Below are 24111 nucleotides of genomic sequence, written 5' to 3' on the forward strand. Positions count from 1 at the left end.
CGGACCTCTCGATGGGGTCCTTGTGGCGGGCAGAGTGGCGAACCCGGGCGGGCGCCACGATGCCGAGGCGTCTCGCGACTTACCCAAACGTCTCATTTTCGACGGTGCGGAGGGCCTTCGGCCTCACATGGCGGGTTGGCCGCTCCGCCGGACGATGCTGCGGAAGATGCTCGGGGGCACGCTGACGTGATCCCGGAAGAAGCGCGAGAAATGGGCGGGCGCGGCGAAGCCGAGACGCGTGCCGATGGCCGCGAAGGATTCCTCGGTGCCGACGATCGACTCGACGGCCTGCTCGATGCGGATGGCGTTGAGGAAGACGTGGGGCGGAGCCCCGGTGGATTGCTCGAACAGGCGATAGAATTGCGCCCGGGACAGGCCCGCCTCCCGGGCCAGGGCCTCGATCCCCAATGCGGCACCGGGCTCGGCGCGCACCCGCGCGATGGTCCGCCGGATACGCCAGTCGCCGGCATTGCGCCGGGCGGCGCCGCGGAGCGACTCGGCCTCCTCACGCCACGCGGTGAACCGCTCGATCACCGCGATCATCAGGCCCGACAGCAACTGATCCTGAATCTGCGAGGAGTGCGGCGCGTAGACCATCTCCGCGGCGAGGTCGTGCGCGAGGCGGCGGATCGTCGGGGTCACGCCGCCCGAGGGCTTTTCGAAGAAGCCGGGCGCCCCGCTCGCCGCCCAATTGCGCCGGAAGGCCCCCAGCCAGTCCGGCTCGACATAGAGGGCCAGGATCATCGCCTTGGCGCGGCGCGGATCATGGAGGTAGGCGTGCGTCTCCCAGGCGTTGACGAGCACCGCCTGTTCGTCGGTCAGCGCGACGACACGGTCCCCGACGAGGAACTGGGTGTCGTCCCCTTCGACCTTCAAAAGGACGTGGCAGTGCGGATGCGCGTGCCGGACGAGGCTCCGGTCCATGTCGAGGAGCGCCACGCGGCCGAAGGTGCCATGAGCGATCTGGAGAGCCTCGGACATCGCTGCAAGCTATCATGGTTCCGGCGGCACAACCAGTTTTCGGCGGCCGGCCAGTCTTACGAAAGACACCGATCATCGATCAGGCCATGTATCGGAGCGTCGCCGGACATTCCGGCGGGACGTCGTCGAGCCCGCGCCGCATCTTGCCGCGTGCACCGGCCGGGCCGATGCCGTGGCGGCGGCGGATCGCCGTGACCGTCAGCCCGGATTGCACGCCCGGCTGTCTGGCCGGAAAAAGCTTCGCCCCCTCCGTCTCTGCGAGGACGGCTTGATGGGCCACCGGGACCTCGACGGCCGGACACCGGGAGCCTGCTCCCGTCCTGATGACGGGCGCTGTGGGACGGCTGGGCTCCTGCCTTTCCGCTTTTGCCGCGCCGGCCAGGGAGGCGACGGGGCGGGCCCTGCACGGGACCGCGTCAGCGCCCCTGTTGGGCGAGGATCTGGAGCGCGCCGAGGCCTACTTCCTCGGCCGCTCCGTCCACCACGGCGCGCACGCGGATGAGGCCGGGACCCGCGAGTTCGAAGGGCGAGAGGACGAGGCTGGCGGAGGCCACGATCTGCCGTGGGGCGGACACGTTCGATTCCAGCTCGGCGACCATGGCCCGCTGGGCCGGGATGTGGGGGACCTCGATCTTCTCATCGAGGATCGGCGCCTGTTGCCAGGGCACGTAGCACCGGATGGAGACCGATCGAAACGGCTCGTCGGCGCCGGTGACGACGAAACCGTGGATGCAGAACTTGGGCAGGGCCAGGGGAAACTTCTGCGTGACGATGATCACCGAACTGTAGCAACCGATGAAGCTGAGCTTCCCGCCGACCTCGTTGCGGATGTCGTCACAGAAGATCGAATACCCGAACCGACTCATGCACCGACACTTTCCGAGCGGACGGACGCGCCGGCGACGTGAATGACCGGCGGGGGTGGGGCCGTCGTCGTGAGGGCCGAGCTCGCCCCGAACGCGTAGCTGCCGTGGTAATGGACCGACGTGCCCATGTCGTAACTGTTCTGCCCCTCGAAGACGGGTTCGGCGCCGATATCGAGGGAGACGGACCGGTTCAACGCCCAGGCGAGATCGGCGATCGACCGCAGGCACAGGGGCCGGGTCCCGGCCAAGTATCCGTTGATCTCCGAACGGGACTTCGACAGGCGCGAGGCCAGATCCTCGATCGTCACGCCGGACACGCGCTGCTCGGCCAGGAACGCGTCGAGCAACTCGCGGCGGACCCGGTCGAGAAAGCGGCCGACGGCGACGCCCCGGGCCCCCGGATCAATGAGATATGACGTCATCGGGCGTCGTTCCCCTGCCGCAGAGATCCCTCGCGAGGTTCATCGTTCGTCGAAGGCGCCGGATCTCAAGACGGTACCCACGGTACAGATCGTAATCCTTGATGTGGTCGGCCCAGCCGCCGCACACCGCGATGAAGCAATCCTTCTCCGGAAACCATCCGAAGATCCGGATATCCGGTGTCTTCATTTCCCAGACCGGATACTTTTCGATCTTGACACACCGGAAATCCCATCGATTCCGGAGAACGTCTCCGACTATGAAGCGATAGAACAACGAGTCAATCTGTTCTGTGATGGAAAGGTCAATTCCTAATTTCGACTTCTCCATGCCGGCCCGGCGTTGCTCGAGCCAATCGACGAACGCCCGGGTGCCGAAGACGCGCCGGACAGGCAAATCACGGGGACCGAGCGAGACTTCTATGCGAAGTATCGAGGGATCCGCAAGCAAAGCGGAGAGGGTATCCACAAAACCGCCGACTCAGTCCGTCCCACGCCGTGAAGAGTAGCGCCTCGTGCAGGCAGCGGAAAGCATGAATTCCGGGCACGATCCTTCATGCGTAATCTTCACCGCGAGGGCGCCTTTGGTAAACAACTCACCCGCGACCATGCCGCCCGCCTCCGGCGCCGTCCGGGGCGCCCGGTCTTCCTCTTAGCGGCCGCGCCCGGTTTGGGAAATCACGGCCACGTTGCCCTGACCCTGCTGGACAAGCCCGGCGACGTTGCCGCCGCCCGTCTGCGCCACGGTGGCGCTGTTGCCGACACCGACCTGATAGACCTGGGCGACGTTGCTCGGCTGGAAGCCCGTGGACGCCATCGCGGACTTGGCAAGGCTGAAATCGGTCGGCGTCGCGATCCGGCCCTGCGACGGCCCCACCGTCGGGGCGACTCCGCGGGTCAGGGCGGACGGTTGCTGCACATAGGCTTCCTCGGCGGCGAGCCCGTGAACCGAGCCCATCATCACCGCCACCGCCGCCACGCAGGCCCTGATCATCCCGAATCTCCACGCCAAGTCTTCGTATCGCTCCAATTTGCAAGACAAACGTTAATTTTCAGCGCGCCGACAGCCGCGAGTGCTGCAATCGAATCGGCGCAGATCCTGATTTTCTTAGTAAACGATTTCGGAAAAGCTCGACGCCTTGGTCGATCGCCGGCGCCAGCTTCGGGAGGACATCCCGAACACAGCTTTCGATCGCACGAAATCCAACGAATTTTATCAGTGCGAATTACGTAGCCGTACCGCACGTGCGAAGGCGGCGCCGGGGCCGGAAGGGTCGTCGACGATTCCCAATTGTCGTTTCGCGACGAGATTTTACGACTGATCGGACTTATTCTACGTAGGTATAATTAACCATAAAACTGTCCCATATTGTGCGACAGCGAGATCAGTAAAATTAACCCATTCTTTATCGTAGCACTTGCGTTCAATTCGTTAGCAAGTCATTAACAACGGCGAGGGGCAGCGAATGGTCGTTGTTCCCACAGTGGCCGCAGTAAAAGCGGCCCGCCAGGATTGAGTAGGCATCAAACCATGCGCACTTCCGTCACTTTGGCGCTCATCCTCGCCAGCAGCACCTCTGTTTTTGCTGCGGATAACGAGTCTTTCATTGGCCAGATCGGCGCCTATAACGGTTCGTTGGTCGGCCAGACCGGTGGAAACAACCGTCAGGCCACCGTGCAGGTCGGCGGCGGCAACAAGGCCCTGACCAGCCAGGTCAACAAGCCCAGCAAGGGCACCAACCAGTCGGGCACCGTTCAGCTCGGCCTGCGCAACGCCGCCATCATCGGCCAGACCGACGGCGGCAACAAGCAGACCACCCTTCAGGTCGGCGCGCTCAACAAGGCGGTGATCGGCCAGGCCGGCGGCAGCAACGGCACCAACACCTCCACCACGATGCAGTTCGGCATCGGCAACGGCGCCCTCGTCACCCAGGATGCCGGCGGCAACACGCAGAGCACCCTGCAGTTCGGCCTCGGCAACGTCGCCGTGACGGGCCAGGAGAAGGCCACCAACGGCAAGAACACCTCCTCCACCGTCCAGTTCGGCGGCTTCAACGGCTCCGTCGCGGGCCAGACCGGCGGCAACAACGACCAGTCCACGCTGCAGGTCGGCTTCGGCAACCACGCGCTGACCGGTCAGATCGGCGGCACCGGCAGCCGGATGAACACCTCCACCACGGCGCAGTTCGGCCTCGGCAACGGCGCGGTCGTCGCCCAGGACGGTGGCCGGAACGACCAGAGCACCGTTCAGTTCGGCGCCGGCAACTTCGCCCTGACGACCCAGACGGGCAAGACCGGCAACGGGAACAGCTCGGACACCGCTCAGTTCGGCGTCGGCAACGTCTCGATCGTCGGACAGACCGGCGGCGACAACAGCCAGGGCACGCTGCAGATCGGCTTCCACAACTTCTCGGCCGTCGGGCAGAGCACCAACGGCGTGAACAACGGCTCCAACTCCGCCAACACGGTTCAGATCGGCTACGGCAACCAGTCGCTGACCGCGCAGACCTCGAACGGCGCGAAGTCGGCTTCGGGTGAAGTGAAGTACACCGGATTTTATGACCCGACGGCCTGGTTCAACAATAAGACCACGGTCTTTGGAGTCCCCTTCTATACTGGCCTTAATGGTTCTCTCTATGGGACAGGACTGGTCAACTACGGCGCTGCGCTCGCGTCGTATATGGGCGGCGTCAACACCTCCTCGGTCTTCCAGGCTGGTGTGAAGAACTCCTCCATCGTTGCCCAGGATGCGACCGGCAGCCGCGGAAAGACGGCCGGAATCGTCGGACCGGGCAGCACTGTCTCGCTGACCAACAGCAGCGGCACGGCCATTGAAGGCTATAAGGTAAAGAGCCTTTACTCGGTCGACTCGACCAAGGCTCCGATCACGTCTACCTCTGTCCTCGGTGCTGTCGACCTGCCTCAGGGTCTCGGCCTCAACGGTGTCGACAACTCCTCCAGCGTCGTCCAGGTCGGCATCAAGAACGTCGCCCTGACCTCGCAGAAGGGCTCCAGCATCCTGCCGACGTCCAACAACTCGACCGTGGTCCAGCTCGGCGGGAAGAACACCGCCCTCGTCGGCCAGGAGAACGGCTCGAACCTGCAGGGCACCGTGCAGGTCGGTTACAAGAACGCGGCCATCACCGCCCAGAGCAACAACACCACGTCGCTCAACGGCAACGGCGCGGCCACGCTGCAGGTCGGCGTCAAGAACAACGCCCTGACCTCGCAGGGCACCACCATCGCGAACCCGCTGGCCGGCCTCGGCCTCAACGGCTCGCTCATCGCGCAGGTCGGCTACAACAACACCGCCAACGCGTTCCAGTCGACCGGCCCGCAGGCCATGATCGGCGCGAACACGCAGGCGACCGTGCAGGTCGGCGCGAACAACTACGCCCTCACCTCGCAGTCCTCGGGCGGCAACTCGGCGGGTGTGTCGAACAGCTCGGTCACCGCGCAGTTCGGCTACCGCAACACGGCCCTGACCGTGCAGCGCTGAGCCGAACCGGAGGCGGCGGGTCGAAGGGCCCGCCGCCTTCCCTCGGTACGATCACGGATACGGCGAGGCCCCCATGCCCTGCGCCCTCTTTCAAGCCCGCCGACCGGGCTCGTTCCTCTCCTCCCTCCTGACCGCCGGCGTTCTGATCCTCTCGAGCGCCACGCCCCCGGCCTCCGCCGCCTCCCCCGGGGTGAGTTGCCGGATCCGCTCCACACCCGGCGACGGGCTCCTGACGGTCCAGGCCGTCGCCCACTCCGACACCCCCCTCCGAGGCCGGTACGTCTTCCTTCTCGACAAGGACAGCGAAGCCGGAAGCAGCCGCAACGTCCAATCCGGACAGTTCGCGCTGAGCGGAGGACAGGACGACGTCGTCTCGGCCGTCTCCCTGGAGAAATCGGCCGAAGGGCACGTCAAGGCCGAACTCACCCTCGACTGGACTCAAGGACGCACATCATGCCGCTTTCCCTGATCCCTTCGCTCCGGGCCCTCGCCGCCGCCGCCCTCGTCGCGGCGCCCGCCCTGACCGCCGCCCCCGCCCTGGCCGAGTCGGCCTACGTGTCCCAGATGACGGCCGGCGTCGCCGTCCCGGTCCGTCTGATCGGCGGCGGCACCGCCGCCCCGACCTCGGTGGCCGCCCCCGCCGCCGTGGCCGCCTCCGGCGCCCCGCACGGCTACACCCCCGAAATGGCGGCCGCGCGCGGCATGACTTCGCAACTCGCGCAGACCCTCCAAATCGGTTCCATGAACTCGGTCGCCCATATTCAGGTCGGCGCGGGCAACATCTCCACCGCCGCCGTCATCGGCCAGGCCAATAATCTGAGTGTGTTGCAAGCAGGCAGCAACTTGCAGTCGAATGTCGTGCTATTGGGCACTCAGGGATTGAATGTCGGCGTCATCCAGCCGCCGGGATCGATTCCCGTGAACATGCTGATTGCTCGCCTTCCCAATGGAGGGCTGTTGATCAAGCGTTAATTTCCAAAGCCTTAGACTGCATAGGCAGTAATAGGGGGGTGTCGAAATGAGGATGATGGTGGCCGCAGCGGTCTTCGCCGCAAGTTGCGTGTCTCTCCTCGCCCCCGCTTGCGCGACCGATCAGATCTATCGTCCGACGAGCCCGACCTTCGGCGGCAACCCGCTGAACGGCACCTTCCTGCTCTCGACCGCGCAGGCCCAGGGCTACGGCGCCAAATCCGGCCAGAACTCCCCCGATCTGTCCGGGCTCAACCAGGCCCTGAGCAACCTCGGCAACTCGGGTTCGGTGGCGACGCCGACGATCATCATCAACGGCACCGGCATTCCGGCCAATCCGTAAGATCGTCTGTCACCGCAGAATCAAAAAAGTCTAGCCGGGGCCTGCATCATGTCGAATTTCGCGAAGCGAGCCATCGCCGTCGTGGCGTTGGCGCAATCGCTCGGCGCGTGTGTGGCGCTGACCGGCAGCGCGAGCGATCCCCTCACGCAGCCCGCCACCCTCGTTCAGCCGACGCAGACCGGAATCATCCTCGACAAGCTGCCGGCTCCGGTGCAGCCCCTCGACGTCGCCGTCTACACGTTCCCCGACCTGACCGGCCAGAACAAGCCGAACGACAACTTCGCCGAATTCTCGCGGGCGACGACCCAGGGCGGCGCGGCGATCCTCACCGACGTGCTGGTGAAAGCCGGCGGCGGGCGCTGGTTCAACGTGGTCGAGCGGAACGAACTCGCCTCGCTCCTGCAGGAGCGGCAGATCATCCAGAACACCCGCACGGCGATCGAGGGGACCAAGGCCAAGGGCCTTCCGCCCCTGCGCTTCGCGGGCATCGCCCTCCAGGGCGGCATCATCGGCTACGATTCGAACGAGACGACCGGCGGCGTGGGCGCCAACTATCTCGGGATCGGCGGCAACGTCTCGTACCGGCAGGACATCGTCACCGTCGCGCTACGCGCGGTCAGCGTGCAGACGGGCCGCGTCCTCGCGTCCGTCACCACCACGAAGACGATCTACTCCGTCCTCGTGAACGGCACGGTCTTCCGCTTCGCGGCGGTGGACCAGTTGCTCCAGGCCGAGGCCGGCTTCACGAAGAACTCCCCGACGACCCTGGCCGTACGCGAGGGCATCCAGCTCGCGGTCTACTCGCTGATCTTCGAGGGCGTGCGCAACAACCTCTGGAAGTTCCGGGACGTGGAGGCCGGCGCCTCGTTCCTCCGGGCGCTGGACGAACGGCGCAAGGCGGTCGATTTCACGATCGCCCCCGCCGCCGATGCTCCGGCGGCGGTGGTGCCCGTGGAAGGCATCGTCGCGAAGGGCTGACCGCCCCCCGCGCCCGGCGGGCGAGCCCCGGGGATCGGCGCGCCTCAGCGCGTGATCGGCCGGGCTTGCTGGGTCGCCGTGTAGCAGGACGGCGAGGAGGCGTTCTGCTCGTTGCAGGTGATCGGCGCGCTGGGTCCCCGCACGGGCGCATTCTTGGCCTCGGTCTCGGGAACCGGGCGCGCCGGGGCCATCGCCCGGGCGGGCGCCTGGGTGATGCGCGCCTCGGAGCCCTGATCGAGGGGCGGCACGCTGCCCGCGCCCCGCGATCGATGCCGCTCCGTCGCCGTGACCGAGGTCGCGACGAGAAGGCTGAGAACACACAGGCAGGCACGGATCATCGGGGACTCCGAAAGGCTCTCCAAAAAATTAATCCGATGAAGCACGGAAGCAAGCAGGGTTTAAGCGTTTCTCGACCTGCCCCTTGCTATTCGATCGTCAGTCACGGCGCCCCGTATTCGCGCCGATCGACAGTGTTCATCGCGGCTTCCATCCGCCGGGCGATGATCGGAAGGACCGGGTCTGCCATGCTCTCAGCGCTGCGCCGCCGCTCGTGGATCGGAATCGCGTCGGCTCTCCTGGCCCTGGCGGGCGCGGCCGGCGCTTCGGCGGGCGAGGAGACCGGGGTGCAGACCGCCCAATTCGGTCCGGAGGCCCGGTTGCCGCTGATGGCGGGCGTCGCCCCATGGCCCATGCCGCAGGCCACCCCGGCGAAGCCCGCGCGGGATGTCAGCGAGGTGAAGCGCCTCGCCCGCGCCGCCGCCACGGCGCATGCCGTCCCGGTGGAGTACTTCCTGCGCCTCATCAACCAGGAGAGCAGCTTCAACGAACGCGCGGTGAGCCGCGCCGGCGCCATGGGCATCGCCCAATTCATGCCGGGCACCGCGGCCATGCGCGGCCTGAAGAACCCCTTCGACCCCGCCGAGGCGCTGCCGAAATCGGCGGCCTTCCTGAGCGAGCTCGCCCGGCAGTTCGGCAATGTCGGCCTGGCGGCGGCGGCCTACAATTGCGGCTCGACCTGTGTGGCGAACTGGCTCGCCGGCCGGGGGCGCATGCCCCTGGAGACGCGGGGCTACGTGCTGGCGATCACGGGGCGTACCGTCCAGGATTGGGCGCCCGCCGAGGTCCGCCTGCGCGAGGCATCCCTGGGCCGGGATCTGCTGGTCCGCGACACCTCCCGCCGGGCGAGCGCATACCGCGCCAGCAACTGGGAGCTCGATCTCCTCCGATCCTTGACCGCGCCCGCATCAACGGCGACGCCCACCCGGACCGGCGTGCTGATGGCCGACAGCCGCCCCCCGCGCGGCACGGGCCGCCGCAGAGCCGTGTCACGGGCGTCCCTGGAGAGTGCCCTGTGCAGTTCCTGCGTGATTCAGGCGACCTACTAACCGCCCATCGCGCCGCCGACCCTGAACGGCGGCAAGCCTGACTGCTCGTGCAGCGACGCACTCACTTCGTTCATGAGTGCCTGCACTCGCTCATTGGTCTTGCATCAATTTTTTCAGTATCGGCTGACGCCTCCAACGGGATCGATGCACGAGGCGTGGGCGCCCCCGGTGGCCGGGCGTGTTGCCGGCGATCCGGACGAGCATCTTGGCGGCGGAGTGGACCGTCCGCGAGATGCGAGAGCGACGGGTGCCGGTTTCTCACGGTAATCGGCCGGGTTGAGGACGGAGCCCGCATCGCCCGTCGAAATCCTGTGATTCCGGTCAGACCGGGGCCGCTCACGAGCCGCTTCGGTCAAACTCGGATCGCTGCGCTCCCTCGTCCTCGCGAGCGGAGCGGGAGCAAGGACGGAACTGGGTGAGGCGATGGGGATCGTTTCGGCTCTAGTTCAAATCATGAGCCATCAGTGTCGATCCATCCTCGTGTCCGCTCACCGTGAAGCCCACGGACCGGTACAGCTTGGACGCGCCGATGTTCTCGTCTTTCACGACGAGGTGGACTTCCCTCAACCCTGCGTCGCGCGCGGCGGACAGGATCGCTTCCACCGCTTGACGGGCATGACCGAGGCCGCGCGCGGACATCTCACCGACGAGGATCCGGCCGATTTCGGCGCGGCCCGCCTGCCAATCTACATCGTAGAGGCCGATCGTCCCGAGCGGCGCACCATCGGGACCTTCGATGACCCAATTGAAGTCCGTTCCGCTCTGTTGCGCCTGTTCCAACCAACGCAGGTGACCTTCGGCGGTGAAGACGTGCTTGGTGAGGAACCACCGCGCGATCTCCGGCTCGTTCCGCCACCGGACGACGGCCTGCGTATGGCGCGCCTCCATGGGAACGAGCGTCCCGCGCAGCAAAGGGCGAGGCTGCCGGAGCACGGAAGAGTTTGGTTGCACGGGTGAACTCCAGTCCTCGATCGGTCGCCGCCGCGGTGAAGGAACGCCGGCCGACCGGAGATACCACTCGGATGATACCGAGAGGAGATCACTGCGCCACGACGTTCCGCGCGTCACCGCAACACGCAAGTCATCGGACTGCGCCCAAGATGTTGACCCGATGACGCAAACTTTACACTGACTTCATGGGCGTTCTCGTCCCGGAAAATATCCGGGACTTTCACCCAGAAAGCGTATCTGCCGTCACCATAACCGGCACGTTGGAGGTCTATCCGAAACAGATTTGCAGAAAAAGATCCGACACAGTAGCCGTCGATCTCAAGAAGAAGCTCGCATTGGTCATGCTGATCGGTCATGGCCCATCCCATGACAATGGAACCGCCCGTCACCTCGTCGAGAAATCCATTCCCGCTGCTGATACCATCCAAATTCTCCGAGCCGACGATTTCGACCGCCCGGTTGAGCTGGCAATAGCCATGTTCACCCGGCCTGAAATCGGACTGTGGCTGTTCGCGCCGATCGCCCATCAAGGCTCTGCAGCGCGATGCATACCGGTGGGCATCCAGAACCGGCAGACCTTGTAAGTAGCTGTCGAGAATACGCCGCTGCTCATCGTCGGTAAACCGCGTCTCGCACGTCCTGCGGAGACGCGCGAGCATTGCGGCCCGGTAGACCGGGTCCTGCAACCGGATCAGCGCCTCCCGCCACGCCTCAGGCGTATCGCTCACCTTCTCGACACCGTCTTCGACATCGAACATGCGATAGGCCTGTTCGTCCGCGACGACCGGCACGGCGCCGAGGTAGAGCGATATCAGTATCGCACTCTCGCACTTGTAATCGATATTGGTCGACCTCCCGGCCGGATGCACAACCACGTGGGGCCGCTTGCGCGCCCACAGCTTGAGGAACCGAAAAAAGGACGATGTCTCGGGGATGGTAATATGCTCGACGGAACGCGATCCGAGGGAACTGTTGACGTCCCTCGTGAACAATTGGACCTGCCCGGGAAGGTCGCGAATGACCGGAAGAATGTTGTGGACCAGGTTCTGCATGCGAAAAAGGCCGCCGAAGGTCGCAATTCGATAAGCGGCTTCGTTCTCGCCCAAGGGGCCGGCCGCGCTGCATTTCTGAAGCTGCGACTGCAAGAATATTGGGCCGATCACGTCGAGTCTTGGATGCAATTTTTCCCTCAAAAAATACTCGCGTAATTTTTCCGATGACAAAATTACCCCTGAAAACGATCTCAGCTCGTTCCTTAGCCGAGAGACGTTATATTCGGCCCATACCCGATTGGTCTTGGCGAGCTCTGGAAAATTATCGTCCGCAAAATACACATGAGGTATTTTTAGATTGCGGCACTGCTTTATTATTCTTTGCTGGTGCGGCGTCATGATCTCGCGAGCGAAGACGACGAGATCAGATTTCGCCAGGACGGGATCCGTCAGGTATATCGACTGCTCTGGATCGACATGATTGATGAAATCGAGAGGGCTGCCTGGATCGCCGATCCAATCGAGGGCGACACTTGCCGTGAGCGATCCAACGACAGCGACAGTTCGGCGCGGAGCGCTTTCGTATTCTGCGGCATTCTCCGTCTTACGGAGCCCATGCGCAGGAAACCAGGACTTAGTCGAGAAGAATTCCTTCAGTTCTTCGATGTGATGCCGGAGCGGGTATGAAGCATCCGCGGGCGTGTAAAGGACATCACGCTCCAGGAACGCGCTTGGCACGAGTTGCTTGTTCCGGTCGATGCCCATGAACTCATTGATGACTTCATACTGCATGGGGTAGGTATTACCGAGGCTATCTGAGCGACTTGCGCCATACTCTCGGCCGACCAATAGAGGGATGGCCTCGAAATTGAAGCGACGCCGCAATCTCCGCCAGAGGTCGAAATCGCACAGGCGTGCCAACACGATATGCGGATCGTAGAGGCCGACGCTCTCGATGGCCTCCCGCGAGACCAGTACCGCACCGTTCGCGAGAAAGTTGTGATGGAAGAGATTGTCGTGGGGGAAACGAGCATCGCCGAGGGTGATGTCGTTTTCCTCACTGATCATCTTTCCTTCACCGTGAACGAAGCACGAGCCCTTCGCCCGCATGATCGCGTGAAGCGACGCCAATCCGTCCGGCTCGAAAACAAAGTCGTCAAAGCCGAAACCGATGATCTGGCCCGTCGATCTCAAGTAACCTTCAAACTCGGAAATCGCCGGCAAGCCCATGTTGACCTGATGCCGGATGCACGAGATGCGGCCGTCCGCCTGCATTGCACTGGCGATCGTCTCGGCCGTCCCATCCGTCGAGGCATCATCGATGACAATGATTTCGATCGCCGCAAGAGGTTGAGCGAGGATGCTACGCAGCGCCCTTTGGAAGAGGCCATCGCGATTTCTACGAAATGTGGGAAGCAGAACGGTCAGTTCCGCTTCGTACGTCCCGTAGGCCCGACCCGGCATCCAGATCGGCCGACACACTTCGATAATATCTTTGACTTTCATCGCTCTGATGCTCGATGTTGACCGAGAGGTGCCGGATCGGGCGCGATGCGCCTTGACGAGCGGTCGCGCCTGCCTGAGATGCCGTTCGCCCTTGAGAAATGCTAGTAATGTAAGCTACGGCTGAGAATATTTGTTAATGCTTCACCGATACGCTCGACGTCGGCACGCGTCATCCGAAGATGGAGCGGCAGAGATATCACCTCATTCGAGAACGCGCGCGCCTGAGGACACGGCAGAACATTGTGTGAGTACATTGTGAACTCAGTATTGTCCCTGTAATGGACACCCGGGAAGATGCCGGCGTTATTCAGAGCCAGAAGCACTTCATCGCGATTTTTGACCCGGATTTGATAGAGATGGCGGGACGACTCGCACCCTTCCGCGATCGGAACCCGCTTGAGTTGGCGAATGTTTTTCAGCATCTCATCATACCAAATACAGATTTGGCGACGATACGCATTATCGATATCCAGGTACTTCAACTGGACGAGGCCAATCGCCGCGAGAATCGAATTTCCATGAAATTTGAAACCAAGCTCCGGAACGTCATAATACCATTTGTAAGATCCGGACGACAGGGTACGGGAGAACGTATCCTTATCGATACCGAGCCAAGACTGCTGCCGTGCGAGGCGATCCAACTCCTCATCACGGAAGCAAAGCATCCCTGAATCGGCCGTCGCGAGATTCTTCACCGCCTGGAAGGAATACACGACGGCATCCGCCTCGGCCCCGGGTATCCGCCCTTCGAGACGGGTGCCGGCCATGTGCGCCGCATCGAGAATGAGGCAAATATTGTTGCGGCGGCAAATCTCCTCGACCTTGCGGAACTGACCGGTATTGCCACCCAGCCCGACGAACATGACAGCCCGCGTCTTGGGACCGATCCGCTCTTCAATGCTGGCGGGATCGAGACATCCGGTCTCGTCGACATCGGCAAAGGCTATGGACAGATTCTCATATAATATTGCGTGGTTGGTCGACACAAATGTAAGGGGCGTGCTGATCACTTCATCGCCGTCGGCCCAACCGTGTTTCTTCTTCAGCAATCTTATAGCAAGGTGAAGCCCCGCACTCGCTGAGTTCAGATAATGAGCATGGGGCAACCCAGTGTAATTTTTCCAAGCGTTCTCGAAATCAATTGTCTTAAAACCCAGGCCGGTCCACCCCACTTCGAGGCATTGGCGTATTTCCGCTAGGCACTCATCTATCCGGTACGTGGGCGCGAACAATTGTATATTATTATTTTCCTTCATCGAATTTCTCTTGTCTCACGGCCTTGGATCAGTTCGTGCCCTCCATATCGCCGTTTGTGCTGGCTATCAAGGCATTTTGGGTCATCTGGACAGTCAAGCTGTTCCGTCATAACTTTAATCGAGACCGGCTAATTTCGGCAAGTTTGAATGTTACCCCGCTGTGGCTGCTTGTATACATTCATCGGAGCTGGCACTTACCCCTTTCAGCTTCTGCGCGTTCTGATGCATGTTCGATTGTCGTCACACCGTAACCGGGGCGACCTACGCTCTTGGGCGAAACTGTTCATGCAGGCGCTGCTTGCAGACCATGACCTTCACGTCTGCCGCGATCACATCGTGATCGATCAGGATTTTTTTCAAAACGGCCAATCAGGCGTAACTTGACTTGATCGGCGTCACTTGACGGATCCAGAGCGTAGGCTTTTTGAGCGAACATCGAATGAGAAAAGGTGTACCGAAATTGGATTTTTGACGCCGGATATAGTCAAAACGTCACTCTTGCAACGCTGAAGGGGTGATATCTAGAAAGCTTTTATAGCAATAGAAGCCGATAATTTTGTTTAATAGTCATTCGCCGCGGAAAGCCCAACCCTGCTATCCTGATCCGTATTTTCAAGAGGCGGCGATGCTTGCCTTTTCGCCCTAAATATCGATGTCTTTTTTAATTATTGCGAAGTATTATGCGTTGCAAAACCCGATAAAGTGTCGAAATGATAGGGGGTCATCCAGGAACTATTCTGTCATTATGCAGCGTTCCCCGATGAAACGCTGCGCTCCTCTGTTAGGATGTTAATCGGTTTGGTGGGGGCCCTGTTGTGTATCCCGTCCCCTGTGCGCGGTAGCGATATTTTTTGGTGCGCCGGCGCTGGCGCGAACAGGTTCGAAACCTGATGCATGGCGGTCCGGCTTTAGCCGCAAACACTGAGGAGTTCGGCGCCCCGTAGCGCGCGGCTACGCGGCGCCACGAGTTACGGCAGCGTTGTTCGAATACGGTCTGATGGAGTGAGGCCGCGTTTGCAACGGGCGGCCGCCCATCCGGTCCCGCACTTTCACCGCCACTGGCTTCGGGGAAACGCCCACAAAGGCGGCTGCGGTGTCGAAATACCGGAGTGCGGAGCAGAGCATGAGCCTGAAACCGCGCGCGGACCCGCGCTTCGCGCTATGGGTGGCGGGCAACGAGACGAAAGGGAGAGGCACGTGGCGGGATGCGGCGAGGCCGCGCCGGTACGGCGGCGGCGGCGGGATGGTGAGGCGCGCCGCGAGGCCGTGCTCGACGCCGCCCTCGACATCTTCTCGACCGTAGGCCTCCACGGGGCGAGCATCGATCAGATCGCGGAGCGCGCCGGGCTCTCGAAGACGAACCTGCTCTACTACTTCCCCTCGAAGGAGGAGCTCTACGTCGCGGTGCTGCGGCGGGTGCTCGCCGTTTGGCTCGACCCGCTCCACTCGCTGCGGGCCGACAGCGAGCCCGCCGACGCCCTTCGCCACTACATCCGGCGCAAGGTCGGCCTCTCCCGCGACGCACCCCAGGCCTCGCGCCTGTTTTGCCTGGAGATCGTGCAGGGCGCCCGCCTGCTGCGGGAGGAGTTGGAGGGCCCCCTGCGCCGCCTCGTGGAGGAGAAGGCCGGGATCCTGCGGGGCTGGGCCGCGCAGGGGCGGATCGCCCCCCACGACCCGCACCACCTCATCTTCACGATCTGGGCGGTGACGCAGCACTATGCCGACTTCGCCACGCAGGTGGAGGCGATCACCGGGCGCAGCCTCACCGACCCGGCCTTCTTCGAGGAGACCGTGGCGAACACGCAGGATCTCATCCTCGGCCGCCTCGGCCTCCTTTGATTCGGTCTGCGACACGCGGTTTGGCGCCCATTGCCTGCGCAAATCCCGCCCGGTGCGCGGTCATTGCGCGGGAAGTTTGTGCAAACGGTCAAAATCGCCGACGCGAAGTTTGACCGTTTGGTCCGATCGTCCCACTCTTCCTGTCACGAACGGTTCCTGACCGGCCCATCCAAGTCGTCGCGAAGAGTTTTCGCTCGCACGCGGCGTATCGGGACCGCGTGGGACAGTCACGGCGGGTGGTCCGACCTGCCGGATGACGGGAGACTGCGATGGCCAACCCCATGAATGTCGGCGTCTTCATCCCGATCGGCAACAACGGCTGGCTCCTGTCGGAGAACGCGCCGCAATACAGGCCGAGTTTCGATCTCAACAAGGAGATCACCCTCAAGGCGGAGGGCTACGGGCTCGATTTCGCCCTGTCGATGATCAAGCTGCGGGGCTTCGGCGGGAAGACCGAGTTCTGGGACCACAACCTCGAGTCCTTCACCCTGATGGCGGGCCTCGCGGCGGTGACGAGCCGCATCAAGCTCTACGCCACGGCGCCGACCCTGTGCATGCCCCCCGCCATCACCGCCCGGATGGCCGCGACCATCGATTCGATCTCGCACGGGCGGTTCGGGCTGAACCTCGTCACCGGCTGGCAGCGCCCCGAATATTCGCAGATGGGCCTCTGGCCCGGCGACGAATACTTCGCCCGCCGGTACGACTACCTCTCGGAATACGCGCAGATCCTGCGCGACCTGTGGGGAACCGGCCGCAGCGACCTCAGGGGCGAATTCTTCCAGATGGACGATTGCCGCCTCAGCCCGCAGCCGCAGGCGCCGATGACGATCATCTGCGCCGGGCAGAGCGCGGCGGGAATGGCCTTCACCGCGACCTATGCGGACTACAATTTCTGCTTCGGCAAGGGCGTGAACACGCCCACCGCCTTCGCCCCCACCGTGGCGCGCCTTGAGGAGGCCAAGGCCAAGACAGGCCGGGATGTCTCCTCCTACGTCCTGTTCATGGTGATCGCCGACGAGACCGACGCGGCGGCGCAGGCCAAGTGGGAGCATTACAAGGCCGGGGCGGACGAGGAGGCCATCGCGTGGCTCGGCCTCCAGGGCGCGGCGGACACCAAGTCCGGCAGTGACACCAACGTCCGCCAGATGGCCGATCCGACCTCGGCGGTGAACATCAACATGGGCACGCTGGTCGGCTCCTACGCCACCGTGGCGAACCTGCTCGATCAGGTCATGACCGTGCCGGGCACGGGCGGCGTTCTCCTCGTCTTCGACGACTTCCTGAAGGGGCTCGACGATTTCGGCATCCGTATCCAGCCGCTGATGGAGACGCGCCGCCACATCGGCGCCACCGCCGGAGCCGGCACCCTGGCGGAGGTCGCCTGATGGACACGCCCGCAGGCTACCGCGATCCGGCGGGCCGCCATGGACCGGTGACGCTGCCGGCCCGGCCCGAGCCCGTCGCCCTCGATCCCGCCACGACGGCGCTGATCGTCGTCGACATGCAGAACGCCTACGCCTCGAAGGGAGGCTACCTCGACCGGGCGGGCTTCGACGTCTCCCAAACGGGGCCGGTCATCGCGCGGATCGGCCGGGCGGTCGCGGCGGCCCGCGCCGCCGGGATCACGGTCGTGTGGTTCCAGAACGGATGGGACCCCGCCTATGTCGAGGCCGGCGGACCGGGCTCGCCCAACTGGCACAAGTCGAACGCGCTCAAGCACATGCGCGCCCGGCCGGAGATGAACGAGCAACTGCTCGCCCGCGGCACCTGGGACTACGCGCTTGTCGATGGGTTGAAGCCCGCCCCCGGCGAGATCGTGCTCGGCAAGCCGCGCTACAGCGGCTTCTTCAACACGCCTCTGGACAGCCTGTTGCGCGCCCGCAGCATCCGGACCCTGGCCTTCACCGGCATCGCCACGAACGTCTGCGTGGAATCGACCCTGCGGGACGGATTCTTCCTCGAATACTTCGGCATCGTCCTCGCGGACGCGACGCATCAGGCCGGGCCGCCCGCGCAGCAGGAGGCCGCCCTGTACAACATCGAGACCTTCTTCGGCTGGGTGTCCGACGTCGCCGCCTTCGAGGCGGCGCTGGCGTAAAACACCTCGCCATGACGGCGGGAACCTCGAAAAGAAATTTCGAATAGTCTCTGGAAGGTACGCGAGATCATGCCGAAGACCGCGATCATTCCCCCCGGCACGGGCAAGCCTCTGGCGCCCTACGTACCCGGCACCCTCGCGGACGGGATCCTCTACGTCTCGGGCACCCTCCCCTTCGACAAGGACAACAACGTCGTCCATGTCGGCGATGCGTCGGCGCAGGCCCGGCACGTGCTGGAGACGATCAAGGGCGTCGTCGAGGCCGCCGGCGGCACCATGGACGACGTGACCTTCAACCACATCTTCGTCCGCGACTGGGCCGATTACGGCGCGATCAACGCCGTCTACGCGGAGTACTTCCCCGGCGACAAGCCCGCCCGCTACTGCATCCAGTGCGGCCTCGTGAAGCCCGACGCGCTGGTGGAGATCGCCTCGGTCGCGCATGTCGGCAAGCCCCACGCGACGGTGGGCTGAGGCGATGGCGCCGGTCCACCACGCGGTCTCGGGGCTCGCCACGGGCCGCCCCGTCCTGCTCTCGCCGGGCCTCGGCGGCGGGGCGGGCTACTTCGCGCCGCAGATGGAGGCCCTCGGCGCCGCCCTGCGCGTCGTCACCTACGACCACCGGGGCACCGGCCGCTCCGCCGGGCCGCTGGAGCCCGGCCACGACATTCCGGCCATGGCCCGGGACGCCCTCGGCGTGCTCGACGCCCTCGGGATTGAGCGGGCCGACATGGTCGGCCACGCGCTCGGCGGCCTGATCGCCCTGCAACTCGCCCTCGACCACCCCGGACGGGTCGGGCGCATCGTCGTCATCAACGGCTGGGAGACGATGGACCCGGCCACACGCCGCTGTTTCGCCGCGCGCAAGGCGCTCCTGACCCGCGCTGGGGCGGAGCCCTTCGTGGCCGCGCAGCCGATCTTCCTCTACCCGTCGGCCTGGATCAGTGCCAACGGCGACCGCCTCGCGGCGGACGAAGCCCACGCGCTTGCCCACTTTCCCGGCGAGGCGACGGTGCTCGCACGGATTGCCGCCCTGGAGGCGTGCGACTTCGGCGGGCGCCTCGGCGCCGTCGCCCACGAAACCCTGGCGATGGCCGCCCGGGACGACGTGCTCGTGCCCTACACCGCCTCGGAGCGCCTCGCCGCCGCCCTGCCGAACGCCCGGCTCGACCTCGCGGCGGAGGGCGGCCACGCCCACAGCGTCACCCAGGCGGAGCACGTTAACAGCGTGCTCCTCGATTTCCTCGCCCGCCCCTGAGGAGGCTCCGGCATGGGTCCCCGCAACACCCTCCCCGCGATCGACGGCGCGGCCTATCGCGAGGCGATGGCCCGGCTCGCGGGCGCCGTCCACCTCGTCACCACGGACGGCCCGGGCGGACGGGCCGGCTTCACCGCCACGGCGGTGTGCAGCGTGAGCGACGCCCCGCCGACCCTCCTCGTCTGCATCAACCGGGGCGCCTCGGCCTACCCCGCCTTCCAGGCCAACGGGCGGCTCTGCGTGAACCTGCTCGCCGCCGACCAGCGGCACCTCGCGGATGCCTTCGGGCGCCGCCCGCTGGAGGAACGCTTCGGCGTCGGCACCTGGGAGACCGGCCTCGGCGGCGGCCCGCTCCTGCGGGGGGCGCTCGCGGCCTTCGAGGGACGCATCGTCCACCGCGTTCCCGCCGGCACGCACGACGTGCTGTTCTGCGAGGTCGACGCCCTGGCGGGCGGCGGCGGCGATGCCCTGGTCTACGGCTTCCGCCGCTACCACGCGGTGCAGGCCGAGGCGCCCATCGCCGAGCCCCGTCGCCCCGAACGGGCGCTCCGGGCGCCCTCCCCCGCCCTCCTCTGACGGCACGGAAAATGCTCTCGCACCCGGCAGGCCGCCACCGCGCGGCGGAGGACGAACTCGGTTCCGCGCCCGCCATGCCCCCGTCCAGCGTCGCCTCCCTCCGGGTCATCCCGGGGCCTCCGCCCACGGCCTTCGCGCCCGCCGTTCCGCCGCCCGCCGCCCCGCATTCCGCCGCGGCCGAGACCGCCGTTTCGGCGCGGGGCCTCTCCCTCACCTACGAGACCGCCGACGGGCCGGTCTTCGCCCTGTCCGGCGTGGACCTCACCGTCGCGCGGGGCGAGTTCGTCTCGTTCATCGGCCCCTCGGGCTGCGGCAAGACCACCTTCCTCCGCTGCGTCGCGGACCTCGAACAGCCGACCGGCGGCGCCCTCTCCGTCAACGGGCTCAGCGCCGGCGCGGCGCGCCTGCGCCGGGACTACGGCTTCGTCTTCCAGGCGCCCGCCCTCTTCCCCTGGCGCAGCGTCGAGCGGAACGTCGCCCTGCCGCTGGAGATCTTCGGCGTGCCCAAGGCGGAGCGGAGGGAGCGGGCGGCGCGCTACCTCGACCTCGTCCACCTCACGGGGTTCGGGCGAAAGTTTCCCTGGCAGCTCTCCGGCGGGATGCAGCAGCGGGCCTCCATCGCCCGCGCCCTGTGCTTCGAGCCGAAACTTCTCCTGATGGACGAGCCCTTCGGCGCCCTCGACGAGATCGTGCGCGACCACCTCAACGCGCAACTTCTCGACCTCTGGCGGGAGACCGGCAAGACGGTCCTGTTCGTCACTCATTCCATCGCGGAGGCGGTCTACCTGTCGGGCCGGGTGGTGGTGATGTCGCCGCGTCCGGGGCGGATCGTCGACATCGTCGATTGCACCGGCCTCGGACAAGAGCGGCCCCTGGAGATCCGCGAGACGCCGGAGTTCCTCCGTCTCGCCCACCGCGTCCGGGAGGGCCTGCGGGCCGGCAACGCCTATGAGGGCTGACGCGCGAGGACGCGGCGGCCGCACCCTGCCGGTGGCGGGGGTGGTGCTCGCCTTCCTGGCCCTGTGGTACCTCGGCGCGCTCCTTGGCAACTGGACGGGGGCGGCGGACGCGCTTGCCCGGGCGGGCGGGACCCCGGGGATCGACGCGGTGGCGGCGGCGACGATGGCGCAGGAGCGGCCGGTGGTCCCTGCCCCGCACCAAGTCGCCCAGGAACTCGGCCGCAGCCTGTTCGGCCTGCCGGTGACCTCGAAGCGCAGCCTCGCCTACCATGCCTCCGTCACCCTGTCGGCGACCCTCCTCGGGTTCGGGATCGGCGCAGCCCTGGGTGGCGCGCTGGCCGTCGCCATCGTCCACCTGCGCAGCGTCGAGCGCAGCCTGATGCCGTGGATCGTTGCCTCGCAGACCGTGCCGATCCTCGCCGTCGCCCCCATCGTGATCGTGGCGCTCGGGGCGGCCGGGCTGACCGGCCTGCTGCCCAAGGCGGTGATCGCCGCCTATCTCTGCTTCTTCCCCGTCACCGTCGGCCTCGTGAAGGGTCTGACCTCCCCGGAGCGGATGCTCTCCGACCTGATGCGGACCTATTCCGCCGGCCGGGCGCAGACCCTGTGGCGGCTGCGCCTGCCCGCCGCCCTGCCCGCCCTGTTCGCGGCCCTGAAGATCGCCGTGGCGGCGAGCCTCGTCGGCACCATCGTCGGCGAGTTGCCAACGGGCGCCCAGGCCGGGATCGGCGCGCGCCTGCTCGCGGGATCCTATTACGGGCAGACCATCCAGATCTGGGCCGCCCTCTTCGCCGCCGCCGGGCTCTCGGCGCTCCTCGTCGCGGCGGTGTCCCTCGCGGAGGCGGGCGCGGCCCGGCTCACGGGGGCCCGGCGGTGACGGGCCGGGGCCGCCATCCGGGCCGCGCGCCCGCCCGCGCCATGGTCCTGGCCCCGGCCCTGGCCGGGGCGGCCTGCGCCGCCGGCCTCGCCCTCTGCCTCCTCGTCCACCGGCCCGGCTTCGCCGGACAGGCCGGGCCGGGCTTCTGGGCGGCAACGGCGGGCCTGTGGCTCCTCGCGACGCTCGCCGCCTCGGACCTCGCCGCCCTTGAGCCCCGCCACCCGCTGGCGCGGCAGGCCGTCTTCCTCGCGGTGCCCGCGCTGTTCGGCCTCCTCGTCCTGGCGCTCTGGGAACTCGTGACGGTGGGGGCGGGCGTGCCCGCGGTGCTGATGCCGCCTCCCTCGGCCATCGCCGTGCGCTTCGTGCAAGGGGGACCGACCCTGGCGGCGGATTTCGTGCAGACCTTCGTGAAGGCCGCCTTGCCGGGCTACGCGCTGGGCAACCTCACCGGGCTCGCCCTCGCGATCCTCGCCGACCGGGTGCCCGTTCTGCGGCGGGGCGTGATGCCCGTGGCGAACTTCGCCTCGGCCCTGCCGATCGTCGGCGTCGCGCCGATCATGGTCATGTGGTTCGGCTTCGACTGGCCTTCGAAGGCGGCCGTGGTCGCCCTCCTGACCTTCTTCCCGATGCTGGTGCAGGCGAGCGCGGGCCTCGCCGCGGCCGGGCGGCTCGAACGCGACCTGATGCGCAGCTACGCGGCGGAGTACGGGCAGACCCTCCGGCTCCTGCGCCTGCCCGCCGCCCTGCCATTCCTGTTCACGGCCCTCAAGGTCAACGCGACGCTGGCGCTGATCGGGGCGATCGTGGCCGAGTTCTTCGGGACGCCCATCGTCGGCATGGGCTTCCGAATCTCCATCGAGGCGGCACGGCTCGCGCTGGACATGGTCTGGGCCGAGATCGCCCTCGCCGCGCTCGCCGGCTCCGCCTTCTACGGGCTCGTCGCCCTGGCCGAGCGGGCGACGACACGCCGGCCGCCCGCGCGGCGGACGGCCTGAACGACCTTCTCAATCGGCAGGGGAACCCGGCATGGCGGCTGTGTGGACGAAGAGGGCGGGCGGCGCGGTGGCGGGCCTCCTCGCGGGATTGTCGGGAGCCCTTTGGCTCGGCGGGGGCGGCGCCCGGGCGGCGGAGCCCATCACGCTGCAGCTCAAATGGGTGCCGCAAGCCCAGTTCGCGGGCTACTACGTTGCAGAGGCCAAGGGCTTCTACAAGGAGGCCGGCCTCGACGTGACCATCAAGCCCGGCGGGCCGGACGTGGCGCCGCCCCAGGTCATGGCGGGCGGCGGGGCCGACGTGGTGGTCGATTGGATGCCCTCGGCGCTGGCCGCCCGGGAGAAGGGCGTGCCGCTCGTCAACATCGCCCAGCCGTTCAAGCGGTCCGGGCTGATGCTCACCTGCCGGGCCGAGACCGGCATCAAGACCCCCGCCGACCTCAAGGGCCGCACCCTCGGGGTCTGGTTCTCGGGGAACGAGTATCCGTTCCTCGCCTGGATGACGAAGCTCGGCCTCAAGACCGACGGCTCGCCCACCGGGGTGAAGGTGGTGAAGCAGGGCTTCAACGTCGATCCGCTGATCCAGAAGCAGGCCGACTGCGTCTCGACCATGAGCTACAACGAGTATTGGCAGGTGATCGACGCCGGCTTCAAGCCGGAGCAACTGGTGGTGTTCCGCTACGAGGACCAAGGCGTCGCGACGCTGGAGGACGGGCTCTATGCCCTGGAGAGCAAGCTCAAGGACAAGGCCTTCGTCGCCCGGATGGCCAAGTTCGTGAAGGCGTCCATGAAGGGCTGGGCCTACGCCGCCGCGCACCCGAAGGAGGCCGCGGCCATCGTCCTCGACAACGACGCCAGCGGTGCCCAGACGGAGAAGCACCAGACCCGGATGATGACCGAGATCGCCAAGCTCCTCGATTCCGGCGACGGGCGCCTCGACCCGGCCGACTACGAGCGCACCGTCGGCATCCTCCTCGCGAACGGAGCCGGCCAAGCGGTGATCACCAAGGCTCCCGAGGGCGCCTGGACCCACGCCGTCTCGGAGGCGGAGCGCTGACGCGAAAGCGGAAGCGGAAGCGGAACGATCCTTGCCTCGGCAGGCGGGGCGAAGCCGTCCCACGTCCCGAGCAAGGTCCCGAGTGAGCATGTCGTCCGGTCCCCTCCCCACGCCCGACCTCCCCCTGCCCGCCCTAGACCTCGACGCCGTCCTGGATGCCTCCGCCGGGCTCCTCGGCCTCACCGTCGCGCCCGAGTGGCGGGGGCCGGTGCTCGCCAACCTGCGGGTGCTCCGGGCCGCCGCGTCCCTGGTCGAGGGCTTTCCCCTGCCCGACGAGGCCGAGGCCGCCCCGGTCTTCGGGGCCTGA

At 66.0% G+C, this 24111-nt stretch carries 27 protein-coding genes; 17 read left to right on the forward strand and 10 right to left on the reverse strand.

The genetic code is table 11. The annotated features are described in order from the left end of the window. Positions 1–123: 123 nt before the first annotated feature. The 6 genes from MFF06_RS10150 to MFF06_RS10175 all read right to left on the reverse strand — a co-directional run bounded on the left by MFF06_RS10150 (position 124) and on the right by MFF06_RS10175 (position 3260). Positions 124–981, reverse strand: coding sequence for a helix-turn-helix domain-containing protein (locus tag MFF06_RS10150; RefSeq protein ID WP_238203468.1), 858 nt, complete (start codon positions 979–981; stop codon positions 124–126). 79 nt (positions 982–1060) lie between these two features. Next, positions 1061–1261: a hypothetical protein gene (locus MFF06_RS10155; protein WP_238203469.1), complete on the reverse strand. Its 201-nt coding sequence runs from the start codon at positions 1259–1261 to the stop codon at positions 1061–1063. Positions 1262–1397: 136 nt separating this feature from the next. Then, complete coding sequence (locus MFF06_RS10160; RefSeq protein ID WP_238203470.1) at positions 1398–1847, reverse strand: hypothetical protein; 450 nt, start codon at positions 1845–1847, stop codon at positions 1398–1400. After that, complete coding sequence (locus MFF06_RS10165) at positions 1844–2269, reverse strand: helix-turn-helix domain-containing protein (RefSeq protein WP_238203471.1); 426 nt, start codon at positions 2267–2269, stop codon at positions 1844–1846. The genes MFF06_RS10160 and MFF06_RS10165 overlap by 4 nt, the downstream gene beginning before the upstream one ends. Then, complete coding sequence (locus MFF06_RS10170; RefSeq protein WP_238203472.1) at positions 2250–2735, reverse strand: hypothetical protein; 486 nt, start codon at positions 2733–2735, stop codon at positions 2250–2252. The genes MFF06_RS10165 and MFF06_RS10170 overlap by 20 nt, the downstream gene beginning before the upstream one ends. Positions 2736–2918: 183 nt before the next feature. Next, positions 2919–3260, reverse strand: a complete 342-nt coding sequence (locus MFF06_RS10175) for a curlin repeat-containing protein (protein ID WP_238203473.1) — start codon at positions 3258–3260, stop codon at positions 2919–2921. Positions 3261–3797: 537 nt separating this feature from the next. On the opposite strand from MFF06_RS10175, the gene MFF06_RS10180 reads away from it, so the two are divergent. The 5 genes from MFF06_RS10180 to MFF06_RS10200 all read left to right on the forward strand — a co-directional run bounded on the left by MFF06_RS10180 (position 3798) and on the right by MFF06_RS10200 (position 8055). Further along, the gene (locus MFF06_RS10180) at positions 3798–5765 is read left to right on the forward strand and encodes a beta strand repeat-containing protein (RefSeq protein ID WP_238203474.1); all 1968 of its coding nucleotides are present in this window, start codon (positions 3798–3800) and stop codon (positions 5763–5765) included. Positions 5766–5838: 73 nt separating this feature from the next. Next, positions 5839–6234, forward strand: a complete 396-nt coding sequence (csgH, locus tag MFF06_RS10185) for a curli-like amyloid fiber formation chaperone CsgH (protein ID WP_238203475.1) — start codon at positions 5839–5841, stop codon at positions 6232–6234. Then, positions 6219–6737: a hypothetical protein gene (locus MFF06_RS10190; protein WP_238203476.1), complete on the forward strand. Its 519-nt coding sequence runs from the start codon at positions 6219–6221 to the stop codon at positions 6735–6737. The genes csgH and MFF06_RS10190 overlap by 16 nt, the downstream gene beginning before the upstream one ends. A 52-nt stretch (positions 6738–6789) precedes the next feature. Continuing rightward, positions 6790–7077: a curli assembly protein CsgF gene (locus MFF06_RS10195; protein ID WP_238203477.1), complete on the forward strand. Its 288-nt coding sequence runs from the start codon at positions 6790–6792 to the stop codon at positions 7075–7077. 48 nt (positions 7078–7125) lie between these two features. Further along, complete coding sequence (locus tag MFF06_RS10200; protein ID WP_238203478.1) at positions 7126–8055, forward strand: CsgG/HfaB family protein; 930 nt, start codon at positions 7126–7128, stop codon at positions 8053–8055. 44 nt (positions 8056–8099) lie between these two features. Here MFF06_RS10200 and MFF06_RS10205 read toward each other — a convergent pair whose 3' ends face one another. Beyond that, positions 8100–8393, reverse strand: a complete 294-nt coding sequence (locus MFF06_RS10205; protein WP_238203479.1) for a hypothetical protein — start codon at positions 8391–8393, stop codon at positions 8100–8102. Positions 8394–8579: 186 nt separating this feature from the next. On the opposite strand from MFF06_RS10205, the gene MFF06_RS10210 reads away from it, so the two are divergent. Then, entirely contained in the window at positions 8580–9440 is an 861-nt protein-coding gene (locus MFF06_RS10210; RefSeq protein WP_238203480.1) for a lytic transglycosylase domain-containing protein, read from the forward strand. Positions 9441–9881: 441 nt separating this feature from the next. On the opposite strand, the gene MFF06_RS10215 is transcribed toward MFF06_RS10210, so the two are convergent. The 3 genes from MFF06_RS10215 to MFF06_RS10225 all read right to left on the reverse strand — a co-directional run bounded on the left by MFF06_RS10215 (position 9882) and on the right by MFF06_RS10225 (position 14145). Continuing rightward, a complete protein-coding gene (locus MFF06_RS10215; protein WP_238203481.1) occupies positions 9882–10328 on the reverse strand; it encodes a GNAT family N-acetyltransferase in 447 nt (148 codons plus the stop codon). A gap of 176 nt (positions 10329–10504) precedes the next feature. Next, positions 10505–12889 carry a glycosyltransferase family 2 protein gene (locus MFF06_RS10220; protein ID WP_238203482.1) on the reverse strand — a complete coding sequence of 795 codons (2385 nt, stop codon included), beginning with the start codon at positions 12887–12889 and terminating at the stop codon, positions 10505–10507. A gap of 101 nt (positions 12890–12990) precedes the next feature. After that, positions 12991–14145, reverse strand: coding sequence for a DegT/DnrJ/EryC1/StrS family aminotransferase (locus MFF06_RS10225; protein WP_238203483.1), 1155 nt, complete (start codon positions 14143–14145; stop codon positions 12991–12993). A gap of 1161 nt (positions 14146–15306) precedes the next feature. On the opposite strand from MFF06_RS10225, the gene rutR reads away from it, so the two are divergent. From rutR to MFF06_RS10280, 11 genes are all read left to right on the forward strand, one after another. Next, a complete protein-coding gene (gene rutR / locus MFF06_RS10230; protein ID WP_370876509.1) occupies positions 15307–15984 on the forward strand; it encodes an HTH-type transcriptional regulator RutR in 678 nt (225 codons plus the stop codon). 281 nt (positions 15985–16265) lie between these two features. Further along, a complete protein-coding gene (rutA, locus tag MFF06_RS10235) occupies positions 16266–17372 on the forward strand; it encodes a pyrimidine utilization protein A (protein ID WP_238203517.1) in 1107 nt (368 codons plus the stop codon). Further along, positions 17372–18085 carry a pyrimidine utilization protein B gene (gene rutB / locus MFF06_RS10240; protein ID WP_238203485.1) on the forward strand — a complete coding sequence of 238 codons (714 nt, stop codon included), beginning with the start codon at positions 17372–17374 and terminating at the stop codon, positions 18083–18085. Before rutA ends, rutB begins: the two co-directional genes overlap by 1 nt. A 69-nt stretch (positions 18086–18154) precedes the next feature. Next, positions 18155–18559 carry a pyrimidine utilization protein C gene (rutC, locus tag MFF06_RS10245; protein WP_238203486.1) on the forward strand — a complete coding sequence of 135 codons (405 nt, stop codon included), beginning with the start codon at positions 18155–18157 and terminating at the stop codon, positions 18557–18559. 4 nt (positions 18560–18563) lie between these two features. Next, positions 18564–19343, forward strand: coding sequence for a pyrimidine utilization protein D (gene rutD, locus MFF06_RS10250; protein ID WP_238203487.1), 780 nt, complete (start codon positions 18564–18566; stop codon positions 19341–19343). A gap of 12 nt (positions 19344–19355) precedes the next feature. Next, positions 19356–19919, forward strand: a complete 564-nt coding sequence (locus MFF06_RS10255) for a flavin reductase (protein ID WP_238203488.1) — start codon at positions 19356–19358, stop codon at positions 19917–19919. 11 nt (positions 19920–19930) lie between these two features. Then, positions 19931–20878 carry an ABC transporter ATP-binding protein gene (locus tag MFF06_RS10260; protein ID WP_238203489.1) on the forward strand — a complete coding sequence of 316 codons (948 nt, stop codon included), beginning with the start codon at positions 19931–19933 and terminating at the stop codon, positions 20876–20878. Beyond that, positions 20868–21755, forward strand: coding sequence for an ABC transporter permease (locus tag MFF06_RS10265; RefSeq protein ID WP_238203491.1), 888 nt, complete (start codon positions 20868–20870; stop codon positions 21753–21755). The genes MFF06_RS10260 and MFF06_RS10265 overlap by 11 nt, the downstream gene beginning before the upstream one ends. A 41-nt stretch (positions 21756–21796) precedes the next feature. Next, entirely contained in the window at positions 21797–22750 is a 954-nt protein-coding gene (locus MFF06_RS10270; protein ID WP_238203518.1) for an ABC transporter permease, read from the forward strand. A 31-nt stretch (positions 22751–22781) separates the two neighbouring features. Continuing rightward, positions 22782–23804 (forward strand): ABC transporter substrate-binding protein, encoded by a 1023-nt coding sequence (locus MFF06_RS10275; protein WP_238203493.1) that lies wholly within the window; start codon positions 22782–22784, stop codon positions 23802–23804. An 88-nt stretch (positions 23805–23892) separates the two neighbouring features. After that, positions 23893–24111 carry a DUF4089 domain-containing protein gene (locus MFF06_RS10280; protein ID WP_238203494.1) on the forward strand — a complete coding sequence of 73 codons (219 nt, stop codon included), beginning with the start codon at positions 23893–23895 and terminating at the stop codon, positions 24109–24111.

The organism is Methylobacterium aerolatum, from assembly GCF_022179085.1.
In the GTDB taxonomy this organism is placed as follows: Bacteria; Pseudomonadota; Alphaproteobacteria; order Rhizobiales; family Beijerinckiaceae; genus Methylobacterium; species Methylobacterium aerolatum.

Coding starts and splice junctions, on each gene's coding strand:
- MFF06_RS10150 (WP_238203468.1), bottom strand. CDS start 981: ATGTCCGAGGCTCTCCAGATCGCTCATGGCACCTTCGGCCGCGTGGCG.
- MFF06_RS10160 (WP_238203470.1), bottom strand. CDS start 1,847: ATGAGTCGGTTCGGGTATTCGATCTTCTGTGACGACATCCGCAACGAG.
- MFF06_RS10165 (WP_238203471.1), bottom strand. CDS start 2,269: ATGACGTCATATCTCATTGATCCGGGGGCCCGGGGCGTCGCCGTCGGC.
- MFF06_RS10175 (WP_238203473.1), bottom strand. CDS start 3,260: ATGATCAGGGCCTGCGTGGCGGCGGTGGCGGTGATGATGGGCTCGGTT.
- MFF06_RS10180 (WP_238203474.1), top strand. CDS start 3,798: ATGCGCACTTCCGTCACTTTGGCGCTCATCCTCGCCAGCAGCACCTCT.
- csgH (WP_238203475.1), top strand. CDS start 5,839: ATGCCCTGCGCCCTCTTTCAAGCCCGCCGACCGGGCTCGTTCCTCTCC.
- MFF06_RS10190 (WP_238203476.1), top strand. CDS start 6,219: ATGCCGCTTTCCCTGATCCCTTCGCTCCGGGCCCTCGCCGCCGCCGCC.
- MFF06_RS10195 (WP_238203477.1), top strand. CDS start 6,790: ATGATGGTGGCCGCAGCGGTCTTCGCCGCAAGTTGCGTGTCTCTCCTC.
- MFF06_RS10200 (WP_238203478.1), top strand. CDS start 7,126: ATGTCGAATTTCGCGAAGCGAGCCATCGCCGTCGTGGCGTTGGCGCAA.
- MFF06_RS10205 (WP_238203479.1), bottom strand. CDS start 8,393: ATGATCCGTGCCTGCCTGTGTGTTCTCAGCCTTCTCGTCGCGACCTCG.
- MFF06_RS10210 (WP_238203480.1), top strand. CDS start 8,580: ATGCTCTCAGCGCTGCGCCGCCGCTCGTGGATCGGAATCGCGTCGGCT.
- MFF06_RS10215 (WP_238203481.1), bottom strand. CDS start 10,328: ATGGAGGCGCGCCATACGCAGGCCGTCGTCCGGTGGCGGAACGAGCCG.
- MFF06_RS10220 (WP_238203482.1), bottom strand. CDS start 12,889: ATGAAAGTCAAAGATATTATCGAAGTGTGTCGGCCGATCTGGATGCCG.
- MFF06_RS10225 (WP_238203483.1), bottom strand. CDS start 14,145: ATGAAGGAAAATAATAATATACAATTGTTCGCGCCCACGTACCGGATA.
- rutR (WP_370876509.1), top strand. CDS start 15,307: ATGGGTGGCGGGCAACGAGACGAAAGGGAGAGGCACGTGGCGGGATGC.
- rutA (WP_238203517.1), top strand. CDS start 16,266: ATGAATGTCGGCGTCTTCATCCCGATCGGCAACAACGGCTGGCTCCTG.
- rutB (WP_238203485.1), top strand. CDS start 17,372: ATGGACACGCCCGCAGGCTACCGCGATCCGGCGGGCCGCCATGGACCG.
- rutC (WP_238203486.1), top strand. CDS start 18,155: ATGCCGAAGACCGCGATCATTCCCCCCGGCACGGGCAAGCCTCTGGCG.
- rutD (WP_238203487.1), top strand. CDS start 18,564: ATGGCGCCGGTCCACCACGCGGTCTCGGGGCTCGCCACGGGCCGCCCC.
- MFF06_RS10255 (WP_238203488.1), top strand. CDS start 19,356: ATGGGTCCCCGCAACACCCTCCCCGCGATCGACGGCGCGGCCTATCGC.
- MFF06_RS10260 (WP_238203489.1), top strand. CDS start 19,931: ATGCTCTCGCACCCGGCAGGCCGCCACCGCGCGGCGGAGGACGAACTC.
- MFF06_RS10265 (WP_238203491.1), top strand. CDS start 20,868: ATGAGGGCTGACGCGCGAGGACGCGGCGGCCGCACCCTGCCGGTGGCG.
- MFF06_RS10270 (WP_238203518.1), top strand. CDS start 21,797: ATGGTCCTGGCCCCGGCCCTGGCCGGGGCGGCCTGCGCCGCCGGCCTC.
- MFF06_RS10275 (WP_238203493.1), top strand. CDS start 22,782: ATGGCGGCTGTGTGGACGAAGAGGGCGGGCGGCGCGGTGGCGGGCCTC.
- MFF06_RS10280 (WP_238203494.1), top strand. CDS start 23,893: ATGTCGTCCGGTCCCCTCCCCACGCCCGACCTCCCCCTGCCCGCCCTA.